The sequence below is a fragment of the Bacteroidales bacterium genome, from assembly GCA_013314715.1.
GTDB lineage: Bacteria > Bacteroidota > Bacteroidia > Bacteroidales > GWA2-32-17 > Ch61.
The window spans coordinates 78,687-94,595 of record JABUFC010000003.1; the positions used below are offsets into that span (position 1 = coordinate 78,687).

Annotated in this window: 13 protein-coding genes; 2 read left to right on the forward strand and 11 right to left on the reverse strand. The window is 29.9% G+C overall.

Annotated features, from left to right (window positions below):
• Positions 1-479 precede the first annotated feature (479 nt).
• The 4 genes from HPY79_01345 to trxA (HPY79_01360) all read right to left on the reverse strand — a co-directional run bounded on the left by HPY79_01345 (position 480) and on the right by trxA (HPY79_01360) (position 4,766).
• The gene (locus HPY79_01345) at positions 480-2,786 is read right to left on the reverse strand and encodes a BamA/TamA family outer membrane protein (GenBank protein NSW44461.1); all 2,307 of its coding nucleotides are present in this window, start codon (positions 2,784-2,786) and stop codon (positions 480-482) included.
• A 14-nt stretch (positions 2,787-2,800) separates the two neighbouring features.
• Positions 2,801-3,631 carry a hypothetical protein gene (locus tag HPY79_01350; protein ID NSW44462.1) on the reverse strand — a complete coding sequence of 277 codons (831 nt, stop codon included), beginning with the start codon at positions 3,629-3,631 and terminating at the stop codon, positions 2,801-2,803.
• 293 nt (positions 3,632-3,924) lie between these two features.
• Entirely contained in the window at positions 3,925-4,383 is a 459-nt protein-coding gene (gene trxA / locus HPY79_01355; protein NSW44463.1) for a thioredoxin, read from the reverse strand.
• 8 nt (positions 4,384-4,391) lie between these two features.
• Positions 4,392-4,766, reverse strand: coding sequence for a thioredoxin (trxA, locus tag HPY79_01360; protein ID NSW44464.1), 375 nt, complete (start codon positions 4,764-4,766; stop codon positions 4,392-4,394).
• Positions 4,767-4,897: 131 nt separating this feature from the next.
• Here trxA (HPY79_01360) and HPY79_01365 point away from each other — a divergent pair, with 131 nt between their 5' ends.
• Positions 4,898-6,313 carry an HD domain-containing protein gene (locus HPY79_01365; GenBank protein NSW44465.1) on the forward strand — a complete coding sequence of 472 codons (1,416 nt, stop codon included), beginning with the start codon at positions 4,898-4,900 and terminating at the stop codon, positions 6,311-6,313.
• On the opposite strand, the gene tsaD is transcribed toward HPY79_01365, so the two are convergent.
• Positions 6,306-7,331, reverse strand: coding sequence for a tRNA (adenosine(37)-N6)-threonylcarbamoyltransferase complex transferase subunit TsaD (tsaD, locus tag HPY79_01370; GenBank protein NSW44466.1), 1,026 nt, complete (start codon positions 7,329-7,331; stop codon positions 6,306-6,308). The genes HPY79_01365 and tsaD overlap by 8 nt on opposite strands.
• An 85-nt stretch (positions 7,332-7,416) precedes the next feature.
• Here tsaD and HPY79_01375 point away from each other — a divergent pair, with 85 nt between their 5' ends.
• The gene (locus HPY79_01375) at positions 7,417-11,796 is read left to right on the forward strand and encodes a translocation/assembly module TamB domain-containing protein (protein NSW44467.1); all 4,380 of its coding nucleotides are present in this window, start codon (positions 7,417-7,419) and stop codon (positions 11,794-11,796) included.
• Here the strand turns inward: HPY79_01375 and HPY79_01380 are convergent.
• Genes HPY79_01380 through HPY79_01405 form a run of 6 tightly spaced genes read right to left on the reverse strand, consistent with a single transcriptional unit; the run spans position 11,793 to position 15,786 of the window.
• Positions 11,793-12,287, reverse strand: a complete 495-nt coding sequence (locus HPY79_01380) for a dihydrofolate reductase (GenBank protein ID NSW44468.1) — start codon at positions 12,285-12,287, stop codon at positions 11,793-11,795. The genes HPY79_01375 and HPY79_01380 overlap by 4 nt on opposite strands.
• Positions 12,287-12,976 (reverse strand): TrkA family potassium uptake protein, encoded by a 690-nt coding sequence (locus HPY79_01385; protein ID NSW44469.1) that lies wholly within the window; start codon positions 12,974-12,976, stop codon positions 12,287-12,289. Before HPY79_01385 ends, HPY79_01380 begins: the two co-directional genes overlap by 1 nt.
• A 6-nt stretch (positions 12,977-12,982) precedes the next feature.
• On the reverse strand, positions 12,983-14,809 hold the full coding sequence (locus tag HPY79_01390) for an ATPase (GenBank protein NSW44470.1): 1,827 nt from the start codon (positions 14,807-14,809) through the stop codon (positions 12,983-12,985).
• A 34-nt stretch (positions 14,810-14,843) separates the two neighbouring features.
• A complete protein-coding gene (locus tag HPY79_01395) occupies positions 14,844-15,203 on the reverse strand; it encodes a hypothetical protein (protein NSW44471.1) in 360 nt (119 codons plus the stop codon).
• A gap of 3 nt (positions 15,204-15,206) precedes the next feature.
• A complete protein-coding gene (locus HPY79_01400; protein ID NSW44472.1) occupies positions 15,207-15,428 on the reverse strand; it encodes an AtpZ/AtpI family protein in 222 nt (73 codons plus the stop codon).
• Positions 15,418-15,786 carry a polymer-forming cytoskeletal protein gene (locus HPY79_01405; GenBank protein ID NSW44473.1) on the reverse strand — a complete coding sequence of 123 codons (369 nt, stop codon included), beginning with the start codon at positions 15,784-15,786 and terminating at the stop codon, positions 15,418-15,420. The genes HPY79_01400 and HPY79_01405 overlap by 11 nt, the downstream gene beginning before the upstream one ends.
• Between the last annotated feature and the right edge of the window lie 123 nt (positions 15,787-15,909).

The following is a 15,909-nucleotide window of genomic DNA, read 5'->3' on the forward strand; positions in this document are numbered from 1 at the left end:
TATGAAATAGCCATGAGAACAAATTCACACAAACCGAAAATGAAATTTACACACAAACAAACATCACTATTTGTTCGAATGGCGTATTCCATGTAACCTTAGTATATAGTTTAAAAAATAATTACACATGAAAATTTTGTATTAAAAAACACTTTTGTCCAAAATATTTTTAACAATTTAAAAATAGAATTGATAATCAATAATATATTAACTAAAAATAATGCATTTAAAATGATAGTCTCCGCATTTATAATTTTCTCATCTAATTTCTAATACCATCTCGTGTTTCCCTTTTAATAATGGAATATTTTGTTCGTATCATAAGTGAAAATAATGAAAATTTTTTTTGACAATAGTGATTTGAATTATGTCAAACTCTTATCAGATAAAAATAAAATGTAAATAAGTGTACAATGATTATAAATATTGCAACAAAGTAAGATACTAAGCTGAGAGTGAGGTAGTTTATTTTATTAGAATTAGAATGGGTAGCCAATGCCAATATTGATAGTAAAATCGTCTCTTACGTGTTTACGTTGAATAAATAACCAGCGATTGCCAATGCTTTCGGCGGGGTCTTTCCCTTTGAGCGAAAAATCGGATCTGAAAATAAAGAAACCAAAATTAAATCGTAAACCAATACCATAGCCAATAGCTAAATCGTTATAAAATTTATCGAGTTTAAACACTCCGTTTTCTCTGTTTTCTTTTTTATATATATCCCAAATATTGCCAACGTCAACAAAAAGAGCTGGTTCTATAACCCAAAAAAGCTTAAATCGGTATTCCAAATTCCCCTCTAATTTAACATCGGCAGTTTGATTATATACACCTTGATAAGTAGTATCATTAACCGATCCAGGACCTAAGCTGCGTACTGCCCATGCTCTAATACTGCTGGCACCTCCTGAAAAGTATTGTTTGTTGAATGGCAAAACAGAAGAATTACCGTAAGGATAACCGGCTCCGCCATACAGGCGATAAACTATTTTTGTGTTTTTACCTATAAATTTATAATAACGTAAGTCCATCTCTGCTCTAACAAACTGCGAAAAAGGTACACTAAACAATTGATAACTTGTATCTTGAATTTGTTTTTTTATTTCGTGAAAGTAAGTGTATAATAGGTTTCCCGATGTTTCAAATTTGCCTCGAATAAAAATAGTGTTTTGTTTATTTTTGCCAACTTTAGGGTCGTTAAATAAAAAACCATATGAACTAATGGTTTCCATGTGGTTTAAATAGCTGCTTTCGAGAAAAGTACCTCGAATTAAGCGGTTAAAACGCCACGATATAAATGGTATTTGAACATAATTTAATTCAATTGGGTTTACAAAATGTTTTAAATTTTTGTTGCCGTTCCATTCATAACCAAATGTTAACGTACTAATCGTTCTTGTATAGTCGGGTCTTTGCTGAAAACTATACGACCCTTGCACTTGTGTTATGGGATTATTGTATTTAATGAATTTTTCAGAAATAAACGGAAAAACAAAAGAGGGGAATTGTAATTTAGATTCTAATGATGTTTCGAGCGAATTAAAAGGGAGGTAAGTTTGAATTTGTTCGTCGTTTTGTTGAATAACAGCTGTTTGTCTTTCGATAGAACCATGTAAGCGAATGTTCAATTTTTGAGCACCGCCAAAAAGATTCCGATTATTGTAAATAAGATTACCTGCTACTCCAAGGTTTCCCGAAGAGTTTGTTCCTTCGGCTTCTATCTGATAAAATTGTTTTTGAAGTGGAGTTAATTCAATATTGCAATTTAAGCCTGTACGTCGTCCAGATTCGATAAAATGAATATTGACTAAACGAAAATTATTGAGCGATATGTATTTATTGTAAGTAATTTCTGCGTCTTTTTGATTGTAGTATTGATGGGGTTTTATAAAATTCATTCTTTCGAGTAAAGCTGGTTTATACATCGGTTTGTCGGTTCCAATTAAGATAATATTTTTGTATTCAATCGTATCGAGTTGGGAAAAGTATTGAGATTTGTTTTGTAAGGCCTGTTTAGGATTGTAGTTATGAAAAACAAAAACCGAATCGATAACATATTTTTGATGCGGGGTTTCTATGTCATTGTTAATATTGTTTATAATAACGGTTGTTATTAACACTTTTTTATCGCCAAGGGTAGTATCTACATTAAAAAATACGAAGTCTTTGGTAAAGTAGTAGTAACCTAAGTTTTTAAGTAGCATTGTAATTCTGTTGCGTTCAAGTTGTAATACCTCTTCGTCTAAAAAATTACCTTTTTTTATATATGATTGATTTTTCGATTCAAATAAATAGTTGGCAATAATTGGGTCTTTTGTTTCAAAATTAACACTATCTATAATAAATGGTTTTCTAGAATTGATATAGTAAATTACTTCTGCTTTTTTGGGAGATAGAATGTGTAAACTGTCGTCAACACTGGCATTATAGTAACCTTTCGTTTTTAAATAAAGTTTAATTTGTTCTTTTGATTTTATAATATCTATTTTATTAACAATTACAGGTGGTTCGCCAATAACATTACCTAATTTTGTTTTCCATTTTCGTTCTTTTCCTATGCGTGATAGATTATAAACGTACAAATGAAAAGGGATGGTCCATAAAATTTTTCTATTAACTTTTGGACGAATATAGCTTTCGAGCTCATATTTATCGATGTATTTGTTATGAATTACTATTTTATTTCTTTTAAGTAAATATTCATTATCGGGTACAAAGCGAGTAGGATAGCAAGAAATTAAAAATATACTTGCAGTTAAAAATATTAAAAAAAGTGGTTTAAACACTAATAATTAGTGATTTATTGACGGGGTTTTAATGTAATTTTTTCTGCTCCTCTACCTCTGTATGATGAACTTGTAGAAGTACCAGTTGAACCATTAACAGTAGAAACGGTATTGGTAACTACGTATTCGTTAACATCGCGTTCCATTACGATTTTCTTATCGCGTAATTCTCTTAATACCCAAATTTCAGCATATTGACCGTTGGCATATCCGTTGTCAATAACATAAGAGCTTGTTTTATAAGTACTTAAATTGGGTATTTCAATCATTTCTTCGTTAAAAACACGTTTAGTATATACGCTATCAATTTTTTGGTATTTATATTCATATATAAATGATATGCGTTCTTTATTTTTATATTTGTCTATACCATTAATTTCAACTCGACCTAAAAAATTCCATGAACCCGAACCTTTTGTTTCGAAAGTTGTAACCCATCTTTCGATGGTGGTTTGATTGGTTGTTTCATTTACTTGTGTTTTTTCTTCTGTAATTTCATATTTTAAGGTATGGGTCATTTTACTATTTTTATCGAAACGATATTCACTTTCTTTTATAATTCCTGTATAGCTTTTAGTTGTATCGTGAGGAGTATCAATAGAGTCGATGCTTAATGATACACTGGTACCATTTATATTAAATTTTACATTAGCTTTTAATTGTTGAGTGCCAATGGTTTTTAATATTTGACTTTCCATAGATTCAACGGTCCAGTCTCCTGTTACTCTAGCTTTTCTACTTTTAAAAGAAAAAAATGGGTCATCAACACCACGCTTACAACTGTCAATTACTATTATAGTAGTCAAAGCAACTAATAAAATGATTAAGCTTTTTGCCTTTTTCATAAATTAACTATTTAATATCCAAATTGTTAATAAAACCTATCGAATTTTTTTCGATTGGGTAAAATTATTTAATTATTTTATATTGACAAAATTTAAAGCACAAAAATTGATTTTTATCGAAAAAAAATGTTAATAACTTGTTTATAATAGAATATAAGTGTCAGATATATAGTAATATAAGATATTAACAAATACGTTAAAAAAACCGTTCAATTATTGAACGGTTTTGCAAACTAATGTAAACGTTTAGAATGAATTTTATTAGAACTTAAATCTAAGATGTTTATGAAAAATTATTTCTTTACTTTTAAAAAGGTATTAACTTGTTTTTCGTATTCTGTTTTAGGGTGTGCTCCAATCATCATTTGAGGTTCACCAGTCATTGGCACAAACAAAACAGCGGGTATGCTTTGAATACCGAAAATTTGAGCTAGTTCTTGTTCTTTATCTGTATTTACTTTATATACGTATATTTTCCCTTTGTATGTTTGACTTAATTCTTCAAGGTAAGGGGCAATCATTTTACAGGGTCTGCACCAATCGGCATAAAAATCAATGATACAGGGTAATTTGCCTTTATAATTCCATGTTTTCGATTTGGTATAATCGAATACCTTTTGTTTAAATGTTGCAGCGGTCAAATATTCAATATTATTACCTTCAGCTTGGCTTTTGTTTTCGGATAATAAACGTTGCGAAAAAACGCTTTGACCTAACACTGCAACTAATGAAAATATAACTAACTTTTTCATATTCAGGGTTATTTAACAATAATTGGAGGTTTAACGCCTAAAACTTCGTCAATTGCTCTAATGAATGTTTCTTTTGGAAGAGCACCCATGGCCATTTGTGGTTGACCATCTTTAGGAATAAATAATAAAGACGGGATACTACGAATTCCAAAAACAGCTGCCAATTCTTGTTCGGCTTCTGTATCTACTTTAAAAATATCAATTTTACCTTCGTATTCTTTTGCTAACTCTTCTAAAATAGGTGCAACCATTTTACAGGGCGAACACCAATCGGCATAAAAATCAATAATAGAAGGTTTGTCGCCTTCGTATTTCCATTCTTGATTTTTTTCGTAGTTAAAAATTTTTTCTTTAAATTCGGATGTTGTTAAATGTTTAAGCATATAATTAAGATTTTTAAATTTGATACAAAATTAATGTATTTTTTTTAATGAACATATAGATATATGTAGATATATACAAAAATTAACATTTATTTTATTATTTTTAACATTCATTGTACTTTTGTATCGAAATGAAACTTGCGTTAAACGATAAGATATTAACGACGATTGCTCAAGTAGCTCACATTCATAATATAAAAGCTTATGTTGTAGGGGGCTACGTGCGAGATTTATTGCTGAATAGAAAATCGAAAGATATTGATATTCTTGTAATAGGTGATGGAATATTTTTAGCCGAAATGGTGGCAAAAGTCCTTAATCTTAATAAAGTAGTTATTTTTAAAAATTTTGGAACCGCACAAATAAAATATAATAATTACGAAATAGAGTTTGTAGGGGCTCGAAAAGAGAGTTATCGTTCTGATTCTCGTAAGCCAATAGTCGAAAAAGGTACGTTAGCAGACGATATATATAGACGTGATTTTACAATAAATGCTATTGCTGTTTCACTTGCAGTGGAAAACTATGGCGAAGTGATAGATATATATAATGGTATAGATGACATTAAACATAAATTAATTCGTACACCTGCTCCTCCTGAGGTTACATTTTCTGACGACCCTTTAAGAATGATGAGAGCAATACGGTTTTCTACTCAGCTTCAATTTAACATTGATGAAAAAACATTGAAAGGGATAAAACAAAATGCAAATAGAATAGCCATTATTTCTAAAGAACGCATTGTTGACGAATTAAATAAAATTTTAATGTCAGAAATTCCTTCGATTGGTTTTTTATTGCTTGATGAAACTGGTTTATTACCTCTTATTCTACCAGAAATCAATGATTTAAAAGGGATTGATAAAAACGAAGGCTTAGCTCATAAGGATAATTTTTATCACACACTGCAAGTTGTGGATCAACTGAGGAGAAAGACGGATAAGCTTTGGCTATTATGGGCAGCACTCTTGCATGATATAGGAAAACCAGCTACAAAAAAATTTGTTGCTGGCATTGGTTGGACTTTTTATGGGCATGAGGTAGTTGGAGGACATATAGCTCAGCGAATATTTAAACGCTTGCACATGCCTGTACAAGAAAAACTGCCTTACGTCGTAAAGCTTATTAACTTACATTTGCGTCCTATTGCTCTTGTTAGCGAAGAAGTTACTGATTCGGCTATTCGACGTCTGATTTTTGATGCCGGCGATGATTTAGATGATCTGATGCTATTAGCTGAAGCTGATATTACCTCGAAAAATGAAAAAAAAGTACGTCAGTATTTACAGAATTTTAAACTGGTTCGAAAAAAAATATTGGATTTAGAAGAAAAAGATCGTATTCGTAATTTTCAACCTCCTATTTCTGGCGAAGAAATTATGAGATGGTTTAACCTTCCTCCTTGTAAAATGGTAGGCGATTTGAAATTAATGATAAAAGATGCAATTTTAGATGGAATTATTACTAATGATAGGAATGAAGCTATACAATATTTAATTAAAATTGCTAAAGAAAAAGGCTTGTCGTTATCTGCACCTATTAATTAATTCCAAAACGGGCAATGGGAGCTGCTTCTAGAGTTGAAAAATCATTTTTTAGAAATTTATAATATCCAACAATAGCAATCATAGCTGCGTTGTCGGTAGTATATTTTATTTTAGGTATAAATGTCTTAATGCCCTTAAATTTAAGTCCTTCAAAGCGATTACGAATTTCGGAGTTTGCTGAAACCCCACCGCCTAAAGTAATGGTTTTAATTTGAGTGATTTCTATTGCTTTTAATACTTTTTCAATCAAAATATCGGCAATGGTATTTTGGTACGAAGCGCACAAATCGTTGATGTTTTCTTGAATAAAGTTTGGGTTTATTTTAAGTTGATCTTTTAAAAAATACAAAAATGATGTTTTTAATCCACTAAAGCTAAAATTAAGTCCCTCTACATAAGGTTTGGCAAATTTAAATTTATTAGGATTCCCGACTTTTGCTAGTTTGTCAATAATAGGTCCACCTGGGTAACTAAGACCCATAACTTTAGCTGCTTTATCGAATGCTTCGCCTGCAGCATCATCTATAGTGGTTCCAAGAATTTCAAATTCGTAAGGGCTATGAACAAGTATAATTTGCGTATGACCTCCCGATACCAATAAACTTAAATGAGGAAATGATGGGAATTCTTTTTGTTCGTCTTTTTCTGACAAAAAGTGCGATAAAATATGACCTTGCAAATGATTAACTTCAATTAGAGGTTTTTGTAATCCTATGGAAAGACCTTTAGCAAATGAACTTCCGACTAATAATGAACCAAGTAAACCCGGACCTCTGGTATAAGCAATGGCATCGATATCGTTAAGTTGAACTTGGGCTTGTAAAAGTGCTTCGTGCATAACGGGTACAATGTTCGATTGATGTGCCCTGGAGGCTAATTCAGGAACAACGCCTCCGTAGTTTTTATGTACATCTTGATTGGCAATAACGCTACTTAAAAGGGTGTTGTTTTGAATAACAGCAACAGAGGTGTCGTCGCATGAAGATTCAATACCTAATATAGTTACAATTTGTTTCAAATTTAGTACTTTTGCAATAAAATTGTGCAAAATTAGAAAAAAAAGGTATATACCAATTTATTTTATTGTTTTTATCGGCAAAATATTGCTGATAGCATTTATTATTTTTAAAAGTCCACCTGTACAAACATTAATCACTCGCTATATTGCAAATAAAATGGCCGATAAGCTTAATACACGTATTGAAATTGGTGGAGTAGATTTTTCTGTCTTTAAAACCATTGTACTGCACGATGTATATATTGAAGATCAACAAAAAGATACATTATTTTACATTAAGCATTTGAAAATCAATATTAAAGATTTAGGTTTAAATCATAAAATAATAAAAGCTCATGATATAGAAATACAACAGCCGCAATGTTTTCTAAAATTAAACAATAAAGGGATATTGAATTTACAATTTATTATTTCGGCTTTGAGTGGCGATACTACCGATACTACTTCCACTAAACCATATCGTGTTTATATTGAACAGTTAGCAATAAAAAATGGAAAGTTTAAGTTTGATAATATAGCGGAGCCATATTTAAAGCAACAGTCTGTTGATTTTGACCATTTAAATGTTACAGGGCTAAATTTAAAAATTAACCATATAGCTATTTTGAAAGATAGTATTACGTTTAATATTCGTTCTATTTCATTGAAAGAACAATCGGGACTCATTTTAAAGCGACTTAATACTTATGGATATATTTCGGAGTCGGGCATATATTTAAAAAAATTATTTTTAGAGACCGATTACAGCCTTGTTAGAGCTGCTTTTTTAAATTTAAAAACAAGAAATCTGGATGATTTTAATGATTTTGAAAACACCGTAAAATTTGATATCTCTTTTTATTCTTCAAAAATAAGTTCAGAAGATATTGCTTTTTTTGCAAATAATTTACACGGTTTAAAACAAAATATAATATTGTCGGGTAAGTTAAAAGGTCCTTTAACTTCGCTTAAAACTAAAGATTTTTTAATTAAATATGGGAAAAATACTTTTATAAAGGGGAACTATGAAATATCAGGATTACCAGATATAGATAATACATTTTTATTTTTAAAATTTGAATTCTTAAAAACAAAACTGAGTGATTTTGCGGGCATGCCTTTACCTCCGTTTGATGGATCTCATAAATTGAGTTTACCCGTATTTTTAAATAATCTGGGGTCAATATTATATAAAGGTGAATTGTCGGGATTTATCAACGATTTTGTTGCTTATGGTAAATTACGAACCGATATTGGCGAAATAGTTTCAGATGCAAATATTCATTACGATACTTTAACTAAAAATACTGTTCTTAAAGGCAATGTCGCATTAAATAACTTTTTTATTGGTAAGGTAATAGGAGCGAGTCCTTTGATAAAAAATATAACAATGAATGGTTCTATACATGCAGAATTTACTCCAAAAGGTTTTAATTCAAAGATAGAAGCTTCTTTTAGTGCATTAAATTTTAATAATTATACTTATAAAGGAATAAAAGTAAATGGAATATTAAACGAAAAAATGTTTGATGGCTCCTTTCAGCTTCAAGATCCAAATATTGGAATTGATTTTCTTGGTAAAATAGATTATTCTGGAAAAGAGCCTGTTTTTAATTTTATGGCCGATGTTAAAAATGCTAAATTAAATGTGTTAAATTTTTTGCCGAAAGACTCTAATATAGAATTAAGTTTTTTGTTAGATTCTAAAATTAGTGGAAGTAATATAGATAATGCAAATGGTCAGGTCGATTTTTATCAATTATCATATAAACATAATCAGTTATTTACTTATATCAATAACCTGAAAATTGATATTACTCAAAACGATCAACTTAAAGAGATCCGTTTAAATTCAGATGTGCTAGATTTTAATCTTAGTGGATTTATTAAATTTGAACAATTGCCCTATTATGTACAAATGATGATAAATACATATTGGCCTTCAATTCAATGGGTACAGATTCCAAAATCATTTAAACCGAATAAAAACTTTAATATAAATGCTTCTTTAAATCTAAAACAATATGCCGATATTTTAAAAGATTATTTACCTTGGTTGTATTTTTCAAATCAAAGTAATGTAAACATAACGTTGGGACTTCAAAATGATGTTCAAATAAAAGTAGTAGCAGATTCTGCTAACATTGCTGGCATAGGAATTTCAAAATTGAATTTACGTTTAAACAACATAAATGACAAATTAAATACAGAGCTTCAAACCTCTAAATTATTTTTATCAAACGAAATTATTTTAAATTCTCCTCAATTAAAAGTTTTTACATTTAATGATGAAAATGAGTTGTATATCAATTGGAATAGAAACGATAGCTTATTGGGTGATGGTGAGATTTCAGCAATTGTAAATATGAATTTGAATAATAATAAATCATATATTAACCTTGTATTTAATCCTTCACGTTTCAATTTTAATCAACAAGAATTTTATATAAATGATGGTAAAATAGATATAACAGACAGTATTATTCATATAAATCAAGCTATTATAAACCAAGGTGAACAATATTTATATGTTAATGGCGATGTCGGTAGTTCGCTCAATGATAGTTTGCATATTAACATAAATCAATTTCAAATTAGTTACATTAATCCTTTTATTCGTTCTACAGGATTAAATTTTGAAGGTATTACCAACGGTGATATTTATATAAAAAGAACATTGAAAAAGCCAATACTTGTTTCGAATTTTAATATAACCCAACTTAAACTGAACAATGAAGAAATAGGCGATTTAAACATCGAAGGTGAATGGAACGATGAAAAGCAAATTCTCCAGTACAATGCAAGTGCATACAGGGGCAATATCAATACTCTTAATGTAATAGGGCAATACGATACAAATGGACAAATAGATGCAGATATTCAGTTTCAAAAATGGCGACTTAATGTTATAGAACCATTTATCAGTTCATTTGCTTCAGATGTAAAGGGAACTATATCGGGCAATGTTCATTTTGCTGGAAGCTTTGAAAAACCTCAATTAAATGGTAAACTTAAGTTAACAAAAACAGCTTTTTCAATTTCGTATTTAAATGCACGATATAATTTTACTGGCGATGTAGAAGTAAATCCCAATGCATTTGTGGTTCAGGGTATTGATTTATACGACGAAGAAGGAAATGTGGCCAAATTATCGGGGAGTATCAAACATCAATATTTTCGAAATGTAAAAATAAATTTATTGGTTAATACTAAACGCTTTCTGTTTTTAAATACACGATATACCGATAATAATATGTTTTATGGCTCGGTATATACTTCGGGGTTAGTGAATATTACTGGTGATATTGAAAATATAGCTATTAATGCCAATGTGCAAACCGAAAAAGGAACTAAATTTAATTTAAATCTTGAATCGGGATCAGAACTCACACAACAAAATTTTATACACTTTGTAAATAATAAATCGATAAACGATAAAAAACAAAATAATAGTTCGAATAATATTTTAGTCAATTCTGGTTTAAGTTTAAATTTTAATATACAAGCTACACCCGAAGCTAATTTTCAACTTATTTTCGATTCGAAAGTTGGCGATATTATAAAAACTCAAGGTACTGGTAATATTCGTATAGAACTTAAGCCCAATGGCGATTTTTATATATTTGGCGATTATATTATATCGCAGGGCGATTATTTATTTACCCTTCAAAATGTTATAAACAAAAAATTTGAAGTAAAACCTGGTTCAATTGTTTCATTCTCGGGCGATCCACTTAATGCTGATTTAGATATTAAAACGGTTTATAAATTGCGTACAAGCTTATACGAATTGATGATGGATTCTACCTATAAACAAAGGGTGCCGGTCGAATGTGAATTATCATTAACCAACAAATTGCTTAATCCATCTTTTCATTTTAGTATAAATGTACCGAACTCCGATAGTCATGTAGAGGGTGTACTAGGAGCTTTATCCGACGAAGAAATTAATAAACAAGTTATATCGTTGCTGGTACTTAATCGCTTTGTTACTCCAGAAACGTATAAAAGTGGTGTTAAAACTGTTGAATATTCAAATACGACTGCATTAGGCGTAAATTCGTCTGAATTATTAACTAACCAATTGAATCATTGGCTTTCGCAAATTTCCAAAACGGTTAATTTAGGTGTTAATTATCGTCCGGGCGATATGATTTCTAATGAAGAGTTAGAGTTAGCCTTGAATACTCAAATTTTTAACGACCGGGTAACCATTAATACGAATCTAGGAGTTGCTAATAGTTCTCAAACCGAATCTTCTATGTTGATTGGTGATTTTGATGTTGAATTAAAAGTAAATAAATCGGGAAAGTTAAGAGCCAAAGGATTCAATCGGACAAATACTAATATTTTAAAAGATACTTCGCCCTATACACAAGGTGTTGGTTTATTTTATCGTGAGGAGTTTGATTCTTGGAATGATGTGTTTAAAAATTATTGGAATGCTATTTTTTCAAGAAAAAAAGAGGAAGAAACAAAAAATTAACGCTTGTAAACGCAGAATTTCAACATCAATTTAGTAGTTTCACTATAATGATTTTCAGACGAAATCATTGTAAAATTGTTTATTTTTTCAATTGGGAAAAAAGCATCGGCATCGGAACAGCTTGCATCTATCCAAGTAACATATAATGTATTAGTATAATCAATCATTTGTTTGTAAATGCTTTCTCCGCCAATTACAAAACATAGGTTATTTTGCTTTTTTACATATTCTAGACATTCGTTAATGCTTGTAAAAACAATACAACCCTCAATACATTTGTTCTCGAGCGAAATGATGATATTGGTTCTATTGGGCAATGGCTTTTTAGGGAGCGATAGCCAGGTATTCCACCCCATAATTACGGGATGTCCTGATGTTACTTCTTTAAAATATTTTAAATCTTCTGGAATATGCCACAATAATCCATTTTTTTTGCCTATTGCACCATTTTTTGCAATAGCAACTATCATTGCAAGATTTTCTACTATCATTAAATTGTCGATTTATCTAACCATTTTTTTATGTCAGCTATATGACCAAACACAATGAGTATATCGTTGGCCTGAAATATATAATCGGGAGAAATTACTCCAATTATTTTTGTTTCGAATATATTTTTAGACAAAATGTGCTTTTGAATATCTTGTTTTATTGTAAGTATATTGATGTTATATTTTTTTCGCAAGTCGGCTTCTGATACTTTCATCCCAACGTATTTTTGAGGTATTAAAACCTCCATAACGGCATATTCTTCCGAAATGTTTAATGAATCAATAACATTTTTAAGATTTATTTTAGTTACAAAACGTTCGGCCGAATCCTCTTCGGGATTAAGAATTTCTATGACACCAATTGCTTCTAATATGGTTTTATGTATAGGCGAAATAGCTCGACTAATAATGCGTTTAACATTATATTTTTTTAATAATGCTGTAATTAGAACAGAAGCACCTAAATCTTCTCCGATAGCAACTAATACCATATCGGCTTCGTGAAGAGGAAGGGTTTTTAATACAGCATCGTCAGTACAATCAACTGTTATAGCAAAAGTAATTTTGTCTTTGATGTTTTCTACACGTTGTTCGATAGAATCTACACCAATTACTTCGTGTCCCAGTGATGCTAATTTTGACGCAACAGCTGAACCAAAGTTTCCTAAACCTATAACAATTACTTTCATATATTTTTAATTAATAATTATTTCTTCTGCAGGAAATTTATAGCGAACGGTTTTTACTTTCCTAATAAATGCAACAAATAGTGTGAGGGTTCCTATTCGTCCTAAAAACATGGTTATAATTAAAACCCATTTACTTGCAATAGATAAATGGGGTGTAATGCCCATAGATAATCCAACCGTTCCGAATGCCGAAAAACATTCAAAAATAATTTTTTCAAAATCTAATTCAGGATTATAGTATGAAACTAATACAATTGACATTCCAACTACTAATAAAGATAATTGTATCGTTGCAAATGCTTTTCTAACACTTTGCGATGAAATTTCTCTTTTGCTGATTTCGATTCTATTTTTTCCTTTGGCAAAGCTAAAAATATTTAGTATAGCTATAGCAAAGGTGCTTGTTTTGATACCTCCACCGGTACCTGAGGGTGAAGCCCCAATCCACATTAAAAACATAGTAAGTAAGGCGGTAATGGGCAATACTTGTGAATAATCGATGGTGTTAAAGCCTGCCGTTCTGGGTGTAACCGAAGCAAAAAATGAAAAGTACAATTTTTCAGCCCAGCTATATCCTTTTAATGTATTATTGTTTTCGAAAAGTAAAAAACTAATCATTCCTAAAAATATTAAGGATAGAGTTGTTATTATTACAATTCGTGAATTTATATTTATAATGTGGGGTTTATGGGAGTATGATTTTCCTTGTAAAATTCGAATAAAATTATATAAAAAATGTTTAAAAAGCTTGTAGTAGTTTAAAAGTATAGGAAAACCTATTCCACCAGCAATAATTAAGAATGCAATAATTGTGTGTAATAGATAGTTATGAGCAATACTAGGGTCCATTAATCCTAAACTACGTGTACTAAAGCCAGCATTACAAAATGCTGAAATGGAGTGAAATATAGAAAATTTTATATGCTCGGTCGAAAATCGTAGGTGTGGATCGAGCGAAAACCAAATAAGAATAAAGCCAATGAATTCAATGATAAAAGTAAATAAAATAATTTTAATAAGAGTTTTAAATATTTCGGAAATGGCTTCGGAATTTATGATATCTTTAATTAAAAGTTGGTCTTTAAAAGTACTCGAACCACTAAAAAATAAACCAAAAAAGGTAGTGAAAGTCATAATTCCTAGACCACCTATTTGGATTAATACCATAATAATAGTTTTTCCAAAAAAAGTAAAATAAGTAGCAGTATCAACAGTAATTAAGCCGGTAACACATACTGCAGAAGTAGAAGTAAAAAAAGCGTCGGTAATACTAATCCCATTATAAGTCGCTGCTGGTAATAATAACATTAATCCACCTACTAAAATGATAATGATAAAACTTGAAAGAAACAATAAAGAAGGATTAATACCTCTTAAAAAACTTAAACTCTTTTTTGAAAATTCAATAAGAAAGACAATGCTATTTAAACTAATTAAATAGATGGTTTCTAGTAGGTTATAATAATTTCCTAGCCAATTTTGAAAAAAATTGGGAAAGAAAAAATGTTCAACTACTAATACAGATAAAAATAAAAGTAGAGTAATTTCGCCTAATATAATTCGAAAAAGTGTTTTTTGCTGAATTAAAATAATAAGACGTATAATAAAGCTTCCTAATAAAAGAATTTGTAAATAAAGAATGGTGTTTTGAATAAAATTAATTTTAAGTATATGGTGTTGAAACCCTAAACGATAGATTGTCATTGCTATAACAGCAAAAGAAGTTGCAAAAATGGAGTTGGATAAAAAGTTAATGAGCCATGATAATAAAAAAAAGATACCTTTTTGAATTGAAAAGCTGATATTTTTAATATAATAAATTGGGCGTTTCATTTGAAGCAAATGTACATAAAAATTAAATCAAAAATCAAGATTTATTTTTAGTTGATAACCATATTGAGGCTTCGTATATGGTGTAAATAATATAGTTAAAGAAAAAAATGCCGGCAATTAAAAAACGTTCTGTGTTTAACAAAAATAAAATGACTAAAACAGTAAGGTGTAAAATAAGTTTAAGCATGCTTACAAGCATGTATTGACTTATGAATGTATTCGGCGATTGTTGATGTTTTTTATTTAAATACTGAAAACTAATGTGGCTTAAAATAAAAAAGTAGAATGAAATTAGAGTCAAATACCACAATGATGGTGCAATAAAAAAAATAATAATAAAGCTAACTAAAATAGAGATAGCAAATACGAACCATGATTTTTTATTTCGTAACATGAATTACTTTTTTAATAGATCTCTTATTGCAATATAAATAGCTAGTGCAACTGAAACAATTGCCATTAAAACTGTAAAAACAGGAAATTTCCATTGTATCGTTTTATCTAACCAATATCCACCAAAAATTCCAGCAGCAATAATGGTTCCCATTTGCAAAGCTAGGTTAGAATAGCGTGCATAGTTATTTAAGTTATCTTTTGTTTTTTGTGGGTCAATCTTCATTACGGCTGTTATATTCGCCCATTTTGCAAGTTCCCGAGAAAATAGCATTCGGTTCAATGGCTAATTTGCCGGTATAAATTTCGCCAACAATATTCGATGTTCCTTTAAGCGATAAAAGTTCGGTAGTAGTTATTTTGCCTTCAACTTTTCCGCCTATTTCGGCATTTTGGCAAATAATGTTTCCAATTACAATGCCCGATTGACCAATTACAACTCTTCCTTTTGTTTGAATGGTGCCTTTAATATTTCCATCGATGCGAATATCGCTTTCGCTTATAATGTCTCCAACAATATTGGTTGTGTTTCCAATTATATTAATGGAATTGGAATACATTTCATTGTCTTGATTTCTTGCCATAGCAAAACATTTTTGAACTCAAAGGTAGAAAAAAATTACAACATATTCGTTACCTTTGCTAAAATTTAATTTTAAATGATAGCTGTAATTAAAGATTTATTAAAAAAATACTTTTTATATTTT

Excerpts from the sequence above, each read along its gene's own strand:
- HPY79_01385 (NSW44469.1), bottom strand. The coding sequence starts at position 12,976 with ATGAAAGTAATTGTTATAGGTTTAGGAAACTTTGGTTCAGCTGTTGCG.
- trxA (NSW44463.1), bottom strand. The coding sequence starts at position 4,383 with ATGAAAAAGTTAGTTATATTTTCATTAGTTGCAGTGTTAGGTCAAAGC.
- HPY79_01390 (NSW44470.1), bottom strand. The coding sequence starts at position 14,809 with ATGAAACGCCCAATTTATTATATTAAAAATATCAGCTTTTCAATTCAA.
- HPY79_01395 (NSW44471.1), bottom strand. The coding sequence starts at position 15,203 with ATGTTACGAAATAAAAAATCATGGTTCGTATTTGCTATCTCTATTTTA.
- HPY79_01400 (NSW44472.1), bottom strand. The coding sequence starts at position 15,428 with ATGAAGATTGACCCACAAAAAACAAAAGATAACTTAAATAACTATGCA.
- HPY79_01350 (NSW44462.1), bottom strand. The coding sequence starts at position 3,631 with ATGAAAAAGGCAAAAAGCTTAATCATTTTATTAGTTGCTTTGACTACT.
- trxA (NSW44464.1), bottom strand. The coding sequence starts at position 4,766 with ATGCTTAAACATTTAACAACATCCGAATTTAAAGAAAAAATTTTTAAC.
- HPY79_01365 (NSW44465.1), top strand. The coding sequence starts at position 4,898 with ATGAAACTTGCGTTAAACGATAAGATATTAACGACGATTGCTCAAGTA.
- HPY79_01380 (NSW44468.1), bottom strand. The coding sequence starts at position 12,287 with ATGATAGTAGAAAATCTTGCAATGATAGTTGCTATTGCAAAAAATGGT.
- HPY79_01405 (NSW44473.1), bottom strand. The coding sequence starts at position 15,786 with ATGGCAAGAAATCAAGACAATGAAATGTATTCCAATTCCATTAATATA.